Source organism: Rossellomorea aquimaris (assembly GCF_001877785.1).
In the GTDB taxonomy this organism is placed as follows: Bacteria; Bacillota; Bacilli; order Bacillales; family Bacillaceae_B; genus Rossellomorea; species Rossellomorea aquimaris_A.
In genome coordinates, this window is sequence record NZ_MINN01000117.1 from 70,974 (window position 1) to 88,371 (window position 17,398).

General features: G+C 48.1%; 17 protein-coding genes and 2 riboswitches. All 17 genes read right to left on the reverse strand.

Features of this window, described 5'->3' with window-relative positions; translation table 11 throughout:
• Positions 1-283: 283 nt before the first annotated feature.
• The 17 genes from BHE18_RS17085 to BHE18_RS17160 all read right to left on the reverse strand — a co-directional run bounded on the left by BHE18_RS17085 (position 284) and on the right by BHE18_RS17160 (position 17,287).
• Positions 284-1,750, reverse strand: coding sequence for a S41 family peptidase (locus BHE18_RS17085; RefSeq protein WP_440480399.1), 1,467 nt, complete (start codon positions 1,748-1,750; stop codon positions 284-286).
• A gap of 250 nt (positions 1,751-2,000) precedes the next feature.
• Complete coding sequence (gene metX, locus BHE18_RS17090; RefSeq protein WP_071619729.1) at positions 2,001-3,083, reverse strand: homoserine O-acetyltransferase MetX; 1,083 nt, start codon at positions 3,081-3,083, stop codon at positions 2,001-2,003.
• A gap of 73 nt (positions 3,084-3,156) precedes the next feature.
• On the reverse strand, positions 3,157-4,452 hold the full coding sequence (locus BHE18_RS17095) for an O-acetylhomoserine aminocarboxypropyltransferase/cysteine synthase family protein (protein ID WP_071619730.1): 1,296 nt from the start codon (positions 4,450-4,452) through the stop codon (positions 3,157-3,159).
• 205 nt (positions 4,453-4,657) lie between these two features.
• Positions 4,658-4,780: riboswitch (SAM riboswitch) on the reverse strand.
• Between the two features lie 351 nt (positions 4,781-5,131).
• Complete coding sequence (locus BHE18_RS17100; RefSeq protein WP_071619731.1) at positions 5,132-6,268, reverse strand: trans-sulfuration enzyme family protein; 1,137 nt, start codon at positions 6,266-6,268, stop codon at positions 5,132-5,134.
• Between the two features lie 162 nt (positions 6,269-6,430).
• The gene (locus BHE18_RS17105; RefSeq protein WP_071619732.1) at positions 6,431-6,811 is read right to left on the reverse strand and encodes a DUF302 domain-containing protein; all 381 of its coding nucleotides are present in this window, start codon (positions 6,809-6,811) and stop codon (positions 6,431-6,433) included.
• Between the two features lie 123 nt (positions 6,812-6,934).
• Positions 6,935-7,516, reverse strand: coding sequence for a TlpA disulfide reductase family protein (locus BHE18_RS17110; RefSeq protein WP_071619733.1), 582 nt, complete (start codon positions 7,514-7,516; stop codon positions 6,935-6,937).
• Positions 7,509-8,123: a hypothetical protein gene (locus BHE18_RS17115; RefSeq protein ID WP_071619734.1), complete on the reverse strand. Its 615-nt coding sequence runs from the start codon at positions 8,121-8,123 to the stop codon at positions 7,509-7,511. The genes BHE18_RS17110 and BHE18_RS17115 overlap by 8 nt, the downstream gene beginning before the upstream one ends.
• On the reverse strand, positions 8,104-9,192 hold the full coding sequence (locus tag BHE18_RS17120; RefSeq protein WP_071619735.1) for a HAMP domain-containing sensor histidine kinase: 1,089 nt from the start codon (positions 9,190-9,192) through the stop codon (positions 8,104-8,106). Before BHE18_RS17120 ends, BHE18_RS17115 begins: the two co-directional genes overlap by 20 nt.
• Positions 9,185-9,871: a response regulator transcription factor gene (locus BHE18_RS17125; RefSeq protein ID WP_071619736.1), complete on the reverse strand. Its 687-nt coding sequence runs from the start codon at positions 9,869-9,871 to the stop codon at positions 9,185-9,187. Before BHE18_RS17125 ends, BHE18_RS17120 begins: the two co-directional genes overlap by 8 nt.
• Before the next feature lie 12 nt (positions 9,872-9,883).
• Entirely contained in the window at positions 9,884-10,597 is a 714-nt protein-coding gene (locus BHE18_RS17130) for a cytochrome c biogenesis CcdA family protein (protein WP_071619737.1), read from the reverse strand.
• Between the two features lie 336 nt (positions 10,598-10,933).
• Positions 10,934-11,509, reverse strand: coding sequence for a class I SAM-dependent methyltransferase (locus tag BHE18_RS17135; protein WP_071619738.1), 576 nt, complete (start codon positions 11,507-11,509; stop codon positions 10,934-10,936).
• A gap of 337 nt (positions 11,510-11,846) precedes the next feature.
• The gene (locus BHE18_RS22990) at positions 11,847-12,119 is read right to left on the reverse strand and encodes a hypothetical protein (RefSeq protein WP_141771916.1); all 273 of its coding nucleotides are present in this window, start codon (positions 12,117-12,119) and stop codon (positions 11,847-11,849) included.
• Between the two features lie 132 nt (positions 12,120-12,251).
• A riboswitch (cyclic di-GMP riboswitch) is annotated at positions 12,252-12,339 on the reverse strand.
• 260 nt (positions 12,340-12,599) lie between these two features.
• The gene (locus BHE18_RS17140) at positions 12,600-13,940 is read right to left on the reverse strand and encodes a murein hydrolase activator EnvC family protein (protein WP_071619739.1); all 1,341 of its coding nucleotides are present in this window, start codon (positions 13,938-13,940) and stop codon (positions 12,600-12,602) included.
• Between the two features lie 36 nt (positions 13,941-13,976).
• On the reverse strand, positions 13,977-14,861 hold the full coding sequence (gene ftsX, locus BHE18_RS17145; protein ID WP_071619740.1) for a permease-like cell division protein FtsX: 885 nt from the start codon (positions 14,859-14,861) through the stop codon (positions 13,977-13,979).
• Entirely contained in the window at positions 14,851-15,537 is a 687-nt protein-coding gene (ftsE, locus tag BHE18_RS17150) for a cell division ATP-binding protein FtsE (protein WP_071619741.1), read from the reverse strand. The genes ftsX and ftsE overlap by 11 nt, the downstream gene beginning before the upstream one ends.
• 479 nt (positions 15,538-16,016) lie before the next feature.
• Entirely contained in the window at positions 16,017-16,334 is a 318-nt protein-coding gene (gene cccB / locus BHE18_RS17155; RefSeq protein WP_071619742.1) for a cytochrome c551, read from the reverse strand.
• 80 nt (positions 16,335-16,414) lie between these two features.
• Positions 16,415-17,287, reverse strand: a complete 873-nt coding sequence (locus BHE18_RS17160) for a YitT family protein (RefSeq protein ID WP_071619743.1) — start codon at positions 17,285-17,287, stop codon at positions 16,415-16,417.
• Between the last annotated feature and the right edge of the window lie 111 nt (positions 17,288-17,398).

The window sequence follows — 17,398 nt, forward strand, 5'->3', positions numbered from 1 at the left end:
GGTGCCTGGCTCAAAACGGCTTGATTGTTCCTGGCACAAAAAGGGGTATTTGTGCCAGGAACAGCAGATGGCCATCAGTTTCCCGGTTGTGTACCTGGTACATGATCCGGTTTTTGTACCTGGTACATTCGGCTGTATGTGTACCTGGTACATGATCCGGTTTTTGTACCTGGTACACGACGCAATCATTGTACCTGGTACAACCAAATCCCCCTGTACCTGGTACACGCAAAATGCACAAAAAATGACCGCCTCCCCAAAGGAAGGCGATCATTCCAATTTACTATTCCGACCCTCTCGCAGCCTGGGCCTTTGCGATGCGGTTTACGTATTCGATTGCGGCTTGGAGCTGGAGGTCGTTCTTTTCGTTTTGGATCTGCTGGTAGATTTCAGCCTGCAGAAGTTCGGCTGTTTTGCTGTCGATGATTCCGTTAGCTTTGAGGCCCTGCTGGATTTGGAATTCCCTGACGGCCTGTTCTGTTTTTTTGCTGTAGTAGCCGTCGGAGCGGTCAAGCATGAATCCAAGCCCTTTTAGCATTTCCTGTGCGTTTTTCACTTGCTCGCTGTTCATCTCAGGCTTCAGCGGTTTTTCGATTTGAAGCGGGTGGGCGTAATAGTATGCAGGCTGCTTGACTGCGACGTCAGGCCTGATCCCTTTTTTGTGGATCCAGTTTCCGTTCGGTGTGAGCCATTTGTACATCGTCAGCTTGATGTTGCTGCCGTCTCCCATTGGAACGGCCTGCTGGACGGTTCCTTTTCCGAAGCTCTTTGTCCCGATCAGCGGGTAGCCTTCTGTTTCCTTCAAAGCGCCTGCAAGGATTTCGGATGCCGATGCGCTTCCTTCATCGATGAGGACGACGACCGGATAGGCTTTCTTTTCTTTTTTATCGGAGAAGGACTTCATGACTTCGCCGTTTCGTTCCTGTATTTGGATATAAGGCTTCTTCCCTGTCACGAACTCCTGGAGGATCTGTTCAACGCTGGATAACAATCCGCCCGGGTTGCCGCGAACGTCGATGACGAGTCCCTTCACCTTATCCTTTTCGAGTTCTGCCAGCTGTTTCTTGAAGTCTGCAGCCGTGTTTTCAGAGAAAGTGGTGATCTGGATATAGCCTGTTTTGGTTCCGTTTACTTTTTTCACATCCGAGTGGACGGTTTCAACCGGGATCTCGTCGCGTTTGACGGAGACTTCGATCGGTTCGGAGACGCCTTCCCTCAGCAATTCCAGCTTCACTTCGGTTCCTTTTTTCCCTCTTATCTTAAGGGTCGCCTCATAAAGATCGAGGCCGTCGATGCTGCTGCCGTCGATTTTGACGATACGGTCATTCGGCTTCAGCCCTGCTTCTTCTGCAGGTGAATTTTTAAAAGGGGCAACGATGACCAGCTTCCCGTCCATCATCGTGACCTCCGCCCCGATCCCTTCGAAGGAAGAGTCGAGGGCATCGTTGAACTGCGAAGCCGTCTCGGCGTTCATGTAGACCGAGTAAGGATCATTCAAGGTTTTCAGCATCCCTTGGATGGCCCCTTCCACGAGTTCCCCTTTATTGACGTCCTGAAAAAATTTCTCACTGATGAGGTCATAGGCCACTTCCACTTTGTGAAGTTTGTCAGCGACATCCCCGCTACCGTTGTACTCTGTGAGCTCGTCCCCTGAATTGCCGAAATCAAACAGGGTGAATCCGCCGTACATTCCGCCTGCCCCGATCAGCATGCTGATCAAGATTGTGATGATAAGCTTTCTGCCTTTCAACTCCATATTTCCCCCTCCAACTTGGTGTCATGGCTGATACGAAAAGCGCCGGCATGCGCGAGGGATGGTTTGTCCTTTTATCAGCCGCGGGCTGACTGCCTGTCCGGGGCAAACACATCCTGAGAACCTTAATCGAGCCGGACACTCACCATTTTTTTATTAAAAAAGACACCGCACAAAAACGCGCGATTCCGCGGTGCGATGTCTTTGCTATTAAACTATATGCCGGAGGGGGACGGGTTATGATTCGTCAGCCGTTCACAACCCTTTTTGTTTGAACATTTTTCAAATGGGAGGAAATCATACTGCCCCATTTCTCGAATTCGACCAGGAACCCGTCGTGGCCGAAAGCTGTGGAAACGAAATAATGCCTCCCTGAACGCACACGGTTCGTAAAGCGTTCCATGTCTTCAGGGGAGTAGATGAGGTCTCCCTCATAGCTGATGGTGATCAGCTCGGTCGGGTAGTGTTCCGCGATATCGTCGAGCGTGCAGCCGCGGCCCCTGCTCAAGTCATGAGAGTTCATGGCTTTCAGGAGGGTGAGGTAGCTGTTCGGATCGAAACGCCCGGCAAGCTTCCTGCCCTGGTAATTCAAATAGCTTTCCACTTGAAAACCGGACTGCGCTTCTTCACGTTTGAAACGGTCGTCGAACAAAAGCGGTGTCCTGTATGTGACCATGCCGGCCATCCTCGCAATCTCCAAACCTTTTATATGAGCGCCTTCTGGATAATCACCGTTTTGAAAATCGGGATCCGATTCGATTGCCTGGATGCCGATATGATTGAAGGCTAGGCCGTAGTCGCTGAGAGTCGGTGTGACGGCAAGGGCGAACACTTTATCGACAAAGGACGGGTACATCATCCCCCATTCGAGCGCCTGCATCCCGCCGAGTGAACCGCCGATGACGGCGTAAGCGTGCGGGATGTTCAGTTCCTTCAGCGCAAGGTATTGGGCTTTGACCATATCCCTGACGGTGACAGCTGGAAACTCCCTTCCATACCGCGTGCCTGTCGAAGGGTCGATCGATGCAGGACCGGTGCTGCCGTCGTTCCCGCCAAGTACATTGAAGGAAAGGATCGTATATTCATCCGTATCCAGATATGAACCCGGGCCGATGAGTCCGTCCCACCAGCCCTTGCTGCCAGGCGTCCCTTTTACGAGATGATTCCCTGTGAGGGCATGGCAGATGAGGATGACCGGGCCGTTTGCTGATCCTGTTTTTTCATAGGCAAGCTCGACCCCCTTCAGGGTCTCCCCGCTTTCAAGCGTCAGGGTTGGGATCGTAATGGAGTTGACTTCGTATCGGGCCGCTCGGGTGTGGGGATTCTCCATTCCGCCGCCTCCTTTTTTCAGTAATGGAGGGAGACGGCTTTTCGGGCCGGATCTCCCTTTTTTAAAAAATTGATTATACCGGTGAAGCTGCAAGCGCCGCTTCAATCGCGTGATCCAGGTCCTCGATCAGGTCTTTGGCTGATTCCAGGCCGACTGATAATCTCACCAATTCTTCGGTAACGCCGGTTGAGCGCAGTTCCTGTTCGTTCAGCTGCTGGTGGGTCGTCGATGCCGGATGGATGATGAGTGATTTCGCATCGCCGACGTTCGCCACATGGGACCAGAGCGTGATGTTGTCGACCACTTTGCGGCCAGAGTCCCTGCCGCCTTTGATGCCGAAGACGACAATCGAACCGGCGCCTTTTTTCAAGTATTTCTGTGCCAGTGAGTGGGACGGGTGCTGGGCAAGGCCCGGATACGAAACCCAAGCCACTCCGCTGTGCTGATCAAGATGCTCGGCGATTTTCAGTGCGTTCTCCGTGTGTCTTTCGATTCGAAGATGCAGTGTTTCAAGTCCCTGCAGCAGCAGGAAAGCGTTCTGAGGGCTCAGGCATGCCCCGAAGTCACGCAGCAGCTGCACCCTGAGTTTGGTGATGAAGGCTGCTTCGCCGACATCGATGCCAAAGCGGATTCCGTTATAGCTCTGGTCTTCTTCCACGAAGCCCGGGAATTTCTTGTTGTTCCAGTCGAACTTGCCTCCGTCGACAACGAGTCCTCCGATCGCCGTACCGTGGCCGCCGATCCATTTTGTGGCTGAATGGATGACGATGTCAGCGCCCCATTCAATCGGCTTCGTAAGATACGGTGTAGCGAAGGTGTTGTCGATGATGAGCGGGATTTCAATGTCATGCGCTACTTTCGCGACCGCTTCAATATCCAGTACGTGAAGGCTTGGATTTCCGATCGTTTCGGCAAAAACGGCCTTCGTCTTCGGCGTGATCGCATTGCGGAAGTTTTCCGGATCGGACGGATCGACGAAGTGCACCTTGATGCCGTACTTCGGAAGCGTCGTGGAGAAAAGGTTGTATGTTCCCCCGTAGAGATTTGTCGCGGCGACGATTTCATCTCCTGCCCCAGCAATATTCAGGATGGACAGCGATATTGCGGCCATTCCGGACGAAACGCCGAGGGCCCCGATTCCCCCTTCCAGGAGGGCGATCCGTTTTTCAAGGACGTCCACCGTCGGATTCATGATACGGGAGTAGATGTTCCCTTCTTCCTCCAGCCCGAATAATTTTGCAGCATGCTCGCTGTTGTCGAAAACGTAGGATGTTGTCTGGTAGATAGGGACGGCGCGTGAACCTGTCGCCGGGTCCGGCGCCTGGCCTCCGTGCAGTAATACCGTTTCAATATCGAATGATTTTGTCATAGTGAATTCCTCCCTGGGTCTGTTTTTTGGATTCCATTGGCTAACTTGGTTTCTAGGGTATTGGTTGCGATGGACGCTGCCGGTTTCGTTTCAGCCGGTAATTGCAACTGGTTTAACCGGGCCGGCCAACCTTCTAGGAGTTTTAAAGAAGAGGAAAATGAAAAACCCCCTTCCTAAGAAGAGGGTCTAATTTAATAGGGTCCTCCTCTTATCTTTCAGACTTTCGTCTGCAGGAATTAGCACCTTTTCATGCAGCTGCGAGTGTTTCGCAGGCATGAAGGTTGCCGGGCTTCATCGGGCCTAGTCCCTCCGCCTCTCTGGATAAGAGCGATTTAGTTGTTTTTTAAGTAGTGCGTTGAGATGAATTATAAAGGCTGATTGTTTCATCGTCAAGGGCATTTTCTGATTTTTTTTATTATTTTGGTTTTTGATTAATTTTTGTTTTTCAGATTGGGCTTTTTATACCGCAGTTGATTTCCGTGCAAGACTTCGCTTTCCGCGGGTGACCCGTGAGCCTCCTCGGCTTCGCCTCCGGGGTCTCACATTGGTCACTTCTCCCGCAGGAGTCTTCGTCTTGCACTCCAATCAACTGCTGGAACCGTTAGGGAATAGTGTCCAGCTTAAAAAAATCAAAAAAATTCACTTGATATCTAACTACCCTTAAAAATCATCAATTAAATTACCCAACAGATTTTTCGATTGCTTCGTTGAACTGGGCCACGATGTCTTCGGCGTCTTCGATTCCTAAGGAGATGCGGACGACGTGGGTGTTGATGCCGAGTTTTTGCTGGGCTTCTTTGGGCAGGGCACGGTGGGAGGTGCCGAGCGGGTAGGAGACGGTCGTTTCCACTCCTGCAAGTGTCGGTACGATCTTGATCCAGCCGAGCGATTTAAAAAATGTGCTGATGTCGCAAGACGCATCGAGTTCGATGGTGACGATGGCACCGTGTCCTTTTTCGGACAGATTGTCCGGATAATAAACGTGCTTGATATGCCGGTTCGATCTTAAGTTGTCTGCCAGGATGCCGGAGTTACGGGCCTGTGCTTCCATCCTGAGGCCGAGTGTCTTTGCTCCCCTTGCTGTAAGCCATGCCTCGAACGGGCTTAAGTTGGAGCCCATGTTGACGACTTTTTCCCGTGCTTTTTTTACCAGGTCTTCATTTCCGGTCACCACGCCTGCCGTGATATCGCTGTGCCCTCCGATGTATTTGGTCGCACTGTGGGCCACGAGATCTACGCCTTCGAGATATGGCTGGCGAAGGTACGGTGTGGCGAAGGTGTTGTCGATGATCGTCTTGAGATTATGTTTTTCAGCAAGTTCGACGAGCTGCGGGATATCCTCCACCCTCATGAACGGGTTGGTGACCGTTTCACTGTAGAGCAATTTTGTTTGCGGCGTGATGGCCTGTTCAATTTCCTCGCGGCTCGAGAAATCGACGAATGTCGTTTCGATTCCGAAGCCTTTCAGCTCTTCCTTCAGCATATGGAAGGTGCCTCCGTACAGGTCTTCCGCTGCGATGATATGGTCGCCTGTCTGAACCACCGCAAGTACGGCAGCAAGGATTGCTGACAAACCGGATGACGTCGCGACACCGGCCGGAGCACCCTCGAGGGCTGCGACCATCCCGCCGAGCTCGTCCGTATTCGGATTTCCCGTCCGTGTATATAGATAAGGGGATTTCCCTTTATAAAATCCTTCAAGTTCCTCAAGCGATTTGAATGAAAATGCCGAGGTCTGGTAGATCGGTGTGGTCTTGCTGCGGATTTCTTCGGTGCCTTTCAGCTGGCTATGTACGACTTTCGTTGTGAATTTCATATATGTCATCCTTCCTCTTTGCGGTTGGTATTTTAAAGAGTGTACCATATTCAGAAGATTCGGAGGAAGAGAAATGTTCCGGAGGGCGTATTATTTTAATGGGAAATTAGAAGTTAACAAATAAAAAACACCTGCCGCCGATGCAGCAGATGCCCCTCATTCTTATACTTTTTCGATACAAGCGATCAATCGTTCTTCAATATCCAGCGCGATATTTTTCAGTTCATCATTATCGACAAGCTCAATAAGCTTGCTCGGCTTCGCCATTCCGACTTTCGTTGTGCCGTTTTCGGTATAGATGCTGATTTTACATGGCAGGAAGTAGCTCACGAGCATGCTCTGTTCCAGGACTTTCTTCGCTTCCTTCGGATTGCATACTTCAAGGATGACAACTTCCTCGTTAAAATCAAGGCCTTTTTCCTCTAGCTTGCCGGCAAGATCCAGGTTCCAAAGGACTCCGAAGCTCTCTTCTTTCAGTGTACTTTCCACTTTTTCCGCCGCTTCCTTCACAGTCATCGAAACTTCTTTTGTGTAGTGAAACATTCAAGATTCCTCCTTCAATTTCTATCCAGCTATAGTTTCTGCAAGATGATTGATTGCATACTTGTTACATACCTCGAGGCGTATATCATTAAACGTAGCGAAGGACAGGCCTTTTTTTACGCGTCAGTCCATCCCCGATACCATCTCACCCATCATATCTTCATTCATCGGTCCGACGATTTTGTGCTGGATCAGCCCTTTGGTGTCGACCATATAGGTGGTCGGGATGGTGAAGGCCCGGTATTCTTCGCCGATCGCCCCGTCAACGTCAAGGGGGATCGGGAAGGTGAGTTCATAGCCGTCCGCGAATTCCTGGACTTTGTCCTTGCCGTCATCCATGCTGGTGAGGTTCACGGCGAGGATCTCGACGTTTTCCTTTTCAGCATTTTTTTCGTAGTACTTCTGCATATGCGGCATTTCTGCCTTACACGGCGGACACCATGTCGCCCAGAAGTTCAGTATCACTTTTTTGCCCTTGTAATCGGAAAGCTTCACTGTCTCCCCCGCCAGCGTCGTAAGCTCAAAGTCGGGGGCCCGGTCGCCTTTTGCGAGTCCCTGCTCAGCATTGGACAGGTCCATCGACTCCTTGGCTAGCTGGGCCGCTTCTTCTTTCTCTTTCTTCTCCTGCTGATCCTGGAACAGGTTTACCAGGAAGATCCCGACCAGGAGTGCCACGATGGCCAAAGCAAAGTTACGTTTATTCACTGGATTTTCCTCCTTGTTTTATAAGTAGCAAAAGCAGAACGGCGGAAACCGTTATGTAGGTCAATAGGGATGTACCGATTTCAAAGCCGCCGGATGCGTTCAATAACAGCTGGATCAGGGTGAAAATGGTCAGGATCTGAATCGACCAGATCCGCTTATCCTCCCCGCTGATTTTTTTCAGTAAAAAGAAAAACAGAATGGGGTTAACCGCCAGCTGAAGTCCGCCTGTCATGTACGAGCCGTTGAGGAAGTCGATGACTCCTTCATAGACAAGCACCGTCAATATCCAGGCAGCAGACGCATGATAAGGATTTTCCTTTTTAACAAATGTATAAACTAAAACAACGGCGATGCCCAGCCAGTATCCCGTGGTGCCTCCATGAAAATAAAGGATCGTGAGCGGGTGCTCCATCACCGTTTGGAAGTCTGCGATGATGATGCTCAGCTTCCAGGTCAGGATGAAATAAAAGACGGCGTTCGAATACCAGTCCCCTGCTTTTCTGTTCCAGAAAAAGAGGAACAGGAAGGTCAGAAGGAACGAGGCTGTGACTGCTGCCCATGAACCCGGGAACGTGAATGCGCCGATGTTATACCATTGTTGGTTCATGATGATTCTCCTCTAAATCATAGGGTTGGACAGGGAGGCGCACTTCGAATTCGTGGCGGGCCCCGTCACTTTGAAGGCTGAGGGATCCGCCGTGCGATTCCACAATCTCCTTCGATATCGCCAGGCCAAGTCCCGCTCCACCGGTCATGGTCGATCGGGATGGATCTACCCGGTAGAACCGTTCAAAGATGAGATCTTTCTCTTCTGCGGGAATCTCTTTTCCATGATGAGAAAATTGTACGATATAATCATGACCTTGCACAAATCCTTTTACAGACAGTTTCTTTCCGACGTCATAGTCCGCAATATTCTGAAGGAGATTGTTGAATACCTGCTGAAGTCCGTCGCAGTCCCCGTGGAGGGAGCAAGGAACGAGATCCGTCTCCACTTTGATCCCTTTTTGCATGAATTTCAATTGAAAGGCCGTGAGCCTTCTTTCTAACAGTTCATGAATGTGAAGCACTCCCTGATTGTGATCCGTATCGGCCGTCCATTGATTGATATGTACAAGCTGCTCTAAGAGCCGCTCGATGCGCCCTGATTCTTCCTGCAGGGAGCGGTAAATCTCCCTGTCCCCTTCTATAATTCCTTTTTCCAGCCCTTCGAGGTAGCCGGTAAGGTTGGTGAGCGGCGTCCTAAGCTCATGTGACAGGTCGCGGAGCAGGCGGTTTTGCCTCGTTTTCACACGCGCCGTCGTCTCCGAAAGCTCATTGAACGCTTCACTCAGCTCCTTCACTTCATAGATGAGAGGCTTCTTCAACCGTTCCGGCAGCCCTCCCGCTTTCAAGACTTGAGTGGCTTCCGTCAGCTTCTTTAATGGGGTGGTGAGCCATTTTATGAAAAAGAAATGAAATCCCCCGGCCAGGATGAACGCGAGCAGACTCACTTTGAACAGGTAATCATTCAGCAGACTTTCAAGATTTGAGCCTGTGATCTGCTGCTGATTCACGAGATTGCAGGCATAATTTTTTACGGTGAATCCGGCAATCAGGATGACGGCCCCGATGATGATTGTGTTCAGAAACGTGAGCTGGGTCAGGAGACTGCCCGGTTTTCTGCGGTTATCCATTGAATTTATACCCCATTCCCCTTACCGTTTCGATAAAATTCATGCTCGTGCACGCCTGGAGTTTTTGCCGGAGGTGCCGGATGTGAACATCGATCGTCCGTTCCGAAACCACTTTTTCGTGGAGTTCATACAGGGTGTCCAGGATTTGCTGACGCGAGATGATCTGTCCCGGATGCTTCATGAGAAGGTGCAGGATCCGGAATTCGAAAGCAGTGAGTTCGATAGGATTCCCCTTATATGACACTTCACCTTTTTTCGCTTTGAGGATAAGACCGTTCCGGCTCAGCTTTTGACAGCGATCGGATGTCCTGCGGAGGACCGTCTCCACCCGGGTCACGAGCTCGCTCGGACTGAAGGGCTTTGTGACGTAGTCATCCGCCCCTTTTTTCAGCCCCGCTATCCGGTCGGCTTCACTCGTTTTCGCCGTCACCATGATGATGCCGATATCGCTTTTTTCTTCCTCGCGGATCCAGGCACACAGCTCTTCGCCCTGGATTTTCGGAAGCATCAAGTCGAGGATCGCAAAGCAGGGATCGCATTCCTTAAACAGACGCTTCCCCTCTTCCCCATCTTCTGCCTCGAACACTTCATAGCCTTCTTTTTCCAGAAAAATCCTGATCAGTTTCCGGATCTTTGCATCATCCTCCACGACAAGGATGCTCTTATTCTGAACGTTCACGACAATATCCTCCTATGTTGAAAACAGACTGAACACGGACAGATAAGCAGAGATCTGCTGCATCTTTCCGCTGAAAACGAGCAGCCCCATCGCAACCATCAGGGCCCCGTTGAACTTCGCAAGCTTCGGCAGGATCCTGTTCACTTTTTTCATCACCGAGAATGTCTTCGTTATCATCAGTGAAATAATCAGGAACGGAAGTGCAAGCCCGAGTGAATACACGATGAGGAGCAGGATTCCCTGCGTCAGGGTCGAGCTGGCCCCGGCAAGCAGCAGGATTGACGATAACGTGATCCCGACGCACGGGGACCATCCGCTCGCAAACGCCATCCCAATCATAACGGAACCGAAGGCAGTCCCTTTTTTCTTCACCTCAAACTGCTTCCCGCCCTTCATCAGGAAGGAAAACGAAATCCAGCCCATCATCTGCAGGCCGAATACGATAATGAGGATCCCGGCGATCTGTTCTATGTACAATCTGTACTCAGAAAATAACCCTCCGAGCAGGCTTGCGGATGCCCCCATCAGAATGAAGATAAGGGAAAAACCGGCGATGAAACCGAAAGACCGGATGAACACCACTTTCCTCTCCACCTGAATCCGCCCTCCCTCCGCCTGGCCGCCGGTCAAATGACTCACATAAGCCGGCAGGAGCGGAAACACACAGGGCGAGAAAAACGACAGCGCCCCAGCCGCAAGCGCAAACCAAATTGATACTTCTACCATACATTGTTCACTCCTTTTATACCAATAGTATGGCGGGGGAATGTTAAGGGTTTGTTAAGGGGTTGGGGGTTTTTGGGGTTGTTAAGATTGGGAGTTTTGGATTGTAGTGGTTTGGCATGGTTGCGTGTACTGGTGCGGGGGTGCCTGGCTCAGATACGGTGTTTTGAGCCAGGCTCAATTACGGGGGATTGAGTCTGGCTCGGATTTTTGTACCTGGTACATTTAGGGGCGGGTGTACCAGGTACAATTCCAGTGGTTTGTACCTGGTACACATTTTGCCGTTGGTGCCAGGCACAGATCGGCTTATTTGTGCCTGGCACAACCCAAACACAACCCTTACCCCTTGCGCACCACAATATAATAAACGGCAGGGTCCAAATGCCCGACTTCTGTCTCAAATCCGGCTGTCTCCAGCTGCTGTGCCAGTTCTTCAGACGGGATCCTCTCTTCAAGAGGCGGACCCATTTCCGATTCGACCGCTTCCCAGTCCAGGATGAGCCAGAGGCCGTCGTCTTTCAGCATGTCGCTCAGGTCTTGAAATACTTTGGTGAGACCCGGCACCTCATGTAAAACAAAGGCAGATACGATTTTATCCAGGGTGTTCTTGTTGAATCTTAAGTATTCGAGCGAAGATTTTTTATATTCGATGTTCGAGACGCCAGCTTCCCCTGCTCGGTGCTGGAGATATTCGAGCATTTCCTGCTGCAGGTCGACGGCATGTACCTTGGTATCAACTTCCTTCGCGATCGGCAGTGTCAAATATCCGTTGCCGCACCCAAGGTCTGCGACGAGGTCATCTTTTTTTAAATGAAGAAGTTGAAGTACTTTTTCCACTGGCACCATTTCCTGCCGCTTTGGGTCAAGCAGTTTTGAAGCTTTGTGATGTTGAAACAAATGTCCGCGTCCTTCCATGATTGGTCCCTCCCATTTTTTGAGATAAGTTTCATAGACAGCTTATTCTCTCTATTGTTTTCGTTTTTTCATATAAATAGACTTCCTTCAAAGGAAAAAACATCATACGATACCCCTTTGTGTATTCAAGTATGATATTTATCTTTCAGGCAATCAAGTAATTTCTCTCGGGAATCGAAAAGCGGAGGCGGCTCGCCCAGGAGCGACAAGCATAAGATGAACGTACCGGAAAGGCGCCTTTTGCCTTTTTGGTACGTTTAGCTTATGAACTCGAGCTTCTAGCCGCCGGAGCTGGACAATAAAAAAACCGGGTGTCAATGTGGACATCCGGAGTTTATCATATAATGGCTCTATCTTTTGAATTTGAGGCATCTGAAACTTTCAGTGCTTCCAGGATCATCATTAAATAAAAGCCTGTGTTGCCGCCGCGGCGGTCGATCACCTTGATGTCGTCCACGACCCTCTTCACCTCTTCATAGCCCAGCTTGCTTAATACCATGTCGCTGATTTCTTCTGCTGTATAGGAGCTGAACTTCTTCAAAGTGGAACGGTTTCTCCTGCAAAAGCTGCGCAATTGTCTTTTTATGTCGGAATTATTTCCTTGTTCCATCTTCACTTCTCCTTTCCAAACCTGAACTTCCATAGGCTTCAGAGACAGTAGGTTTATTAAAATAAAAATTGCCCGCCAAAAAGAATGGCGGGCAATAAATGATGAAACATCGTCATTTATCTTCCAATCCTTTTCGGCAGCCCGGCGGTCATAGTTTCGGAAAACGTTAGATCCGTGGCTTTGCGTCCTAATCTTTCGAATTAGTTTGCCATTATCGCAGGTTGATATGTAGTGCAAATGATGTGTGTTCGTTTTTCACAATAATACTATAGTACCAATATTCACCATACTTTTAAAGAGTTTTTATGTGAAAATTTGCTTTTTTCGACATATATTTCATTATACATGATTACGTATGGTTTGTAAGGTGAGGGAAGTATTCTTTTATGAATATTCATGAAGGATTCATCTACTAATAATTTCCGTCCAAAAAAATCCTGCCATAAACATATGGCAGGATTCTGTAAAACTATCATTCTATTAGAGGTTGATGTATTTACGAGGATTTACAGAGTTAGATTTCGACCCATTCCAAGAACCTTCATGAAGTTCGAAGTGGAGATGCTGACCGAATGAGTACCCTGTGTCACCCATGTAGCCGATTTGCTGACCTTTATCTATAGGCTGTCCTGAGCTTACCAAAGCAGAAGACATGTGGGCATAAACAGTAGTAAAGGTTTTTCCGTTGATAGAGTGTGTGATGTATACGACATTCCCGTAACTTGAGCTATAATGGCTCTTGATGACATATCCATCAGCTGCTGCAACGATTGGAACACTTCCACGAGCTGCAATGTCGGTTCCATAATGGAAACGCGACTCACCGTTTAGGTTATCCCACCCGTACTCAGTCGTGATGGCACCTGATGCAGGTCTTGTCCATGCGCCTGAACTTACAGGGACGCTGGCTGAAGCCGACGCTGAAGCGGAAGAACCGCCGCTGCTGCTGGAAGTTGTTGCTTTTTGAGCTGCTGCTTTTTTGGCCGCTGCTTCGGCCTGTCTTTTCTTCTCAATTTCACGCTGGCGGGCAAGTTCAGCCAAACGGGCCTGCTCTGCCTGGATTTCTCCGCCGATTTGCTGTTCCATTTTAGCCAATTCGCTTGATTCTTTTTCAAGATTCACTTTTTCTTTTTCAAGTGATGCCTGCTGCTTTTCAAGCTGCTTGAAGAGTTCAGCTTTTTGGGCTTTTTCGCTGTTCAAGTCTTGCTTCAATGTTTCAAGTCCTGCTTTATCATCTTCTAATTCAGCTAATTTCGTTTCTACTTCTTTTTGCTTCTTCTCCAGTTCTTCCTGGTCTCTCTTTTGCTCGTCCATGATCTTTTTATCTGCGCTTACAATCGTATTTACTGCTGAGACCCGATTAATGAAGTCGCCAAAGCTTTCCGCACCAAGCAGGACGTCAAGATAGTTTGCTGAGCCGCCTTTTTCCTGAATCGCACGTGCACGTTCTTTTAAAAGTTCGTTACGCTCTTTGATTTTAGTTTCGAGCTCTTTGATTTCTTTTTTCAACTGATCAATTTCTGCATTTGTTTCATCGATCTCTTTCGCTTTTTCAGCGATTTTATTTTCTGTATCTCTTATTTTTGCATCGAACTCTGCGATTTTCGCTTTGATATCCTGCTGCTTGTCGATGTTTTCGTTGATTTCTGATTTCTTCTTATTGATTTCACTGTTGATTTTATCCTTTTGAGAAGAAACCTCACCTTGTTTCTTCTTCAGATCCTCTACGGATGTAGCGTTGGCCGTTGTCCCCATTGCCGGGAAACTGCCGATTGTTAATGCTGCTGCAATTGCTATTGATACAAAATGCTTCTTGTTCAAGCGGCTCGCTCCTTTCAGCGTCTATCACCTGTTAATTTATACTTTTAAGAATTTACGTACAGACATGAAGCTTCCCCACGCGCCGATCAGGCATCCCATCAAGAGGATCAATCCGTTTACCTGGTAGATGAACGGGGTAAAGTCCAGTATCTGTATAAAGTTATTTTGAAGTTTTGGCTTAATGAACTCATAAGCGTAGTAATAACCAGTTGTAACAAGAGCAATCGGGATAATGGAACCTAAAACACCAAGCCATAATCCTTCAAGGACAAACGGCCAGCGGACGAACCAGTTGGTTGCACCCACGAGTTTCATTATTTCGATTTCTCTTCTTCTAGCGACAATCGTTATTTTAATCGTATTGGAAATGAGGAACATCGCCGTGAACAACAGACCGATGATCAGCACCAATCCGACGTTTCTGCTCATTTCAAGGATATTGAATAACTTTTCGATCTTCGCTTCCCCGTATAGTGCTTCGTTGACATTATCATACTTGCCTATTTCAGCGGCAATCCTGCCTGTATCACGGGGATCTTTCGCTTTTACGATGAACACATCATAAAGCGGGTTATCTTGCTCGAATAATCTGAAATCGTCACCGAGATCTTTTACCAGATTCTGAAGTTCTTCCTCTTTGGAGGAATACTCGACGGATTCGACTTCACTTATTTTATCAATCTTCTCTTCTATGACTTTAACTTCTTCTTTCTTCGTTCCGATTTCGAGAAGTACGCGAATTTCGACATCTTTCTCTATATCGGTCGCCACCTTGTTCATGTTTAGCATCAAGACGATAAAAACACCAACAAGTAATAATGTGACGGTTACTGCACTGACGGATGCGAAGGTCATCCAGCCGTTTCGGCCGATGCTCTTAAAACTTTCCCTGAAGTGACGGGCAAACGTTCTAGCCTTCATAACCGTAATCACCTCGCTGTTCATCACGGACAATCCGGCCATTCTCGATGGCGATTACCCGATGCTTGATTGTATTTACGATTTCCCGGTTATGTGTTGCCATGATCACGGTAGTACCGCGGTTTGCGATTTCCTCAAGGATATTCATGATGTCCCAAGAGGTTTCAGGATCGAGATTCCCTGTAGGCTCGTCCGCAATCACCAGCTTCGGTGTATTGACGATCGACCTCGCAATCGAGACCCTCTGCTGCTCTCCGCCTGAAAGCTCATTCGGAAGCATCCTTGCTTTATGTTTAAGGCCTACCAGCTCGAGTACATCCATAACACGCTTTTTGATCTGTTTTGGCTGCTCTTCGATTACCTCAAGTGCAAACGCAACATTTTCATAGATGGTCAATGTAGGAAGCAGTTTAAAATCCTGAAAGACCACCCCTATATTCCGTCGAAGTTGAGGCACCTTGCTGTTCCTTATTTTTGCCAGGTTTATTCCATTTACGATAATATCACCTTTTGAAGGTTTCACTTCACGGTACATCATCTTTATGAACGTTGTCTTTCCTGCGCCACTTGGACCCACGACATAAACAAACTCGCCTTGCTTTATGTGGACGTTAAACCCATTCGCAGCCATAACGCCGTTGTTATACTGCTTATAGACGTCTTTCATTTCTATCATTATAAAATCACCTAATTTGTAGTATGTAGTTCCCCTCTTGGCTGTGTAGTATCTATGTGTGTGATATAAAATTCTATCGTCTCTACCAAATTAGACATAAAATGGTGAAATTGCTCGAATTTCGCTCACGAAAATATTATAACATCACTTCTTACGATGTTAAGGAAAAATATTATTACAGTTTCATTTCAAAACTGTACTTTTTGTGAAATATTTACCTTTTTTATTGCCGATTATACCTAAAATTCGATATTCATATAGTATTTTTTAACTAGTAACAGGTACTAACAACAAGTAAAAAAGATAGATGGGGATTGCTTCCAAACTCATTAATAGAGGGAGTCAGTAAGGAAATCAAGAGGAAAAGGATAATATCAAACTTTGTCACATAGTTTTAAAAAAGGAAATGCACATAGTTGTGAATAAGTGCTTTAACCAAAAAAAGAAGAACCCCATATAGGATTCCCCCTCTTCAATGCTTATTTTTTATTCGCCAGCCATTCAGCTACTGCATCCGCCTCTTCACCTTCTACAAGACCTGCAGGCATCTGACCTTTACCGTTTTTAATGATTTCAAGAATTTGATCTTTATCCAATCGGGAACCAACGTCTTTAAGAGCCGGCCCCATGCCGCCTTCCAGGTTACCACCGTGGCAGCTGGTACATTTGTTATTCACGATTTTTTCAGCATCAACATCGCCGGAGCTCGTTTCCTTGCTGTCGCCGCCATCATTGCCGCCGCAAGCTGCAAGCACCAATGAAGTCCCTAAAAGAATGCCTAATAGCTTTTTCTTCATGTTTTCTCCTCCTGGGAAAAAATTTAAGAGTAAGAATCGACCGTGGTGAATTCTCTCTCCTATAGATAATTATACCAAGCTTAAACCCGTTTGAAACCTTCGCCCAACACCTCAGAAGCGTCCATTGTGACCACAAACGCAGAGGCATCAATGCTTTTCACCAGTTGTTTCAGTTTTGTGAATTCTGTCTGATCGATCACGACCATCAGGATCGGACGTTCATCATCCGTGTATCCGCCGTATGCTGATAGTTTTGTCACACCGCGGTCAATTTTATTCAAAATCCCCTCACGAATTTCTTCCTGGCGGTTCGTGATGATGAGCGCCATCTTGGAGCGGCTTACCCCGACCTGTACAAGATCGATCGTTTTACTCGTCACATAAAGACCGATCAGCGCGTACAGCCCTCTTTCAATATCAAAGACAATCGCCGCTGACAGCACGATCATCCCGTCGATCATCGCCACACACGTGCCGAGCGAAAGACCCGTGAATTTATTTACGATCTGGGCGGCAAGGTCGGTCCCACCAGTCGAAGCTTTACCGCGGAACACGATTCCAAGTCCCAGTCCGACTCCGATTCCGCCGAACAGCGCCCCAAGGAGCGGATCCTCAGTCCATGGCTGCCAGTCTTCAGTGAGGTACACCACAAACGGGAGAAAAATGGTCCCGATTGCCGTTTTCACACCAAATTGAAGACCGAGAAAGATGAGCCCCGCTATGAAAAGAGGAATATTGAATGCCCACTGCACGAATGCCGGCTTCCAATCAAACAGCCCCTTTAATATAGTAGAAATACCGCTGACTCCCCCCGATGCCACCTCATTCGGAAGCAGGAACACATTAAACGCAATGGCCACAATCGCTGACCCTGCAACAACAAACAAATACTCCAAAAACTTCTCTTTCCGCGGATTAAATGACTGCCCTCGACGTTTTTGCTTCAAACCCATTCCGTACGACTCCTTCTGTATATGTATTGATAGTATGAGTACAAGCAGGTTAAATCATCCCTTATTCATGGGAGCCGGCCGTTTGCTGGCATCTCGCATTGAGGGTTGAAC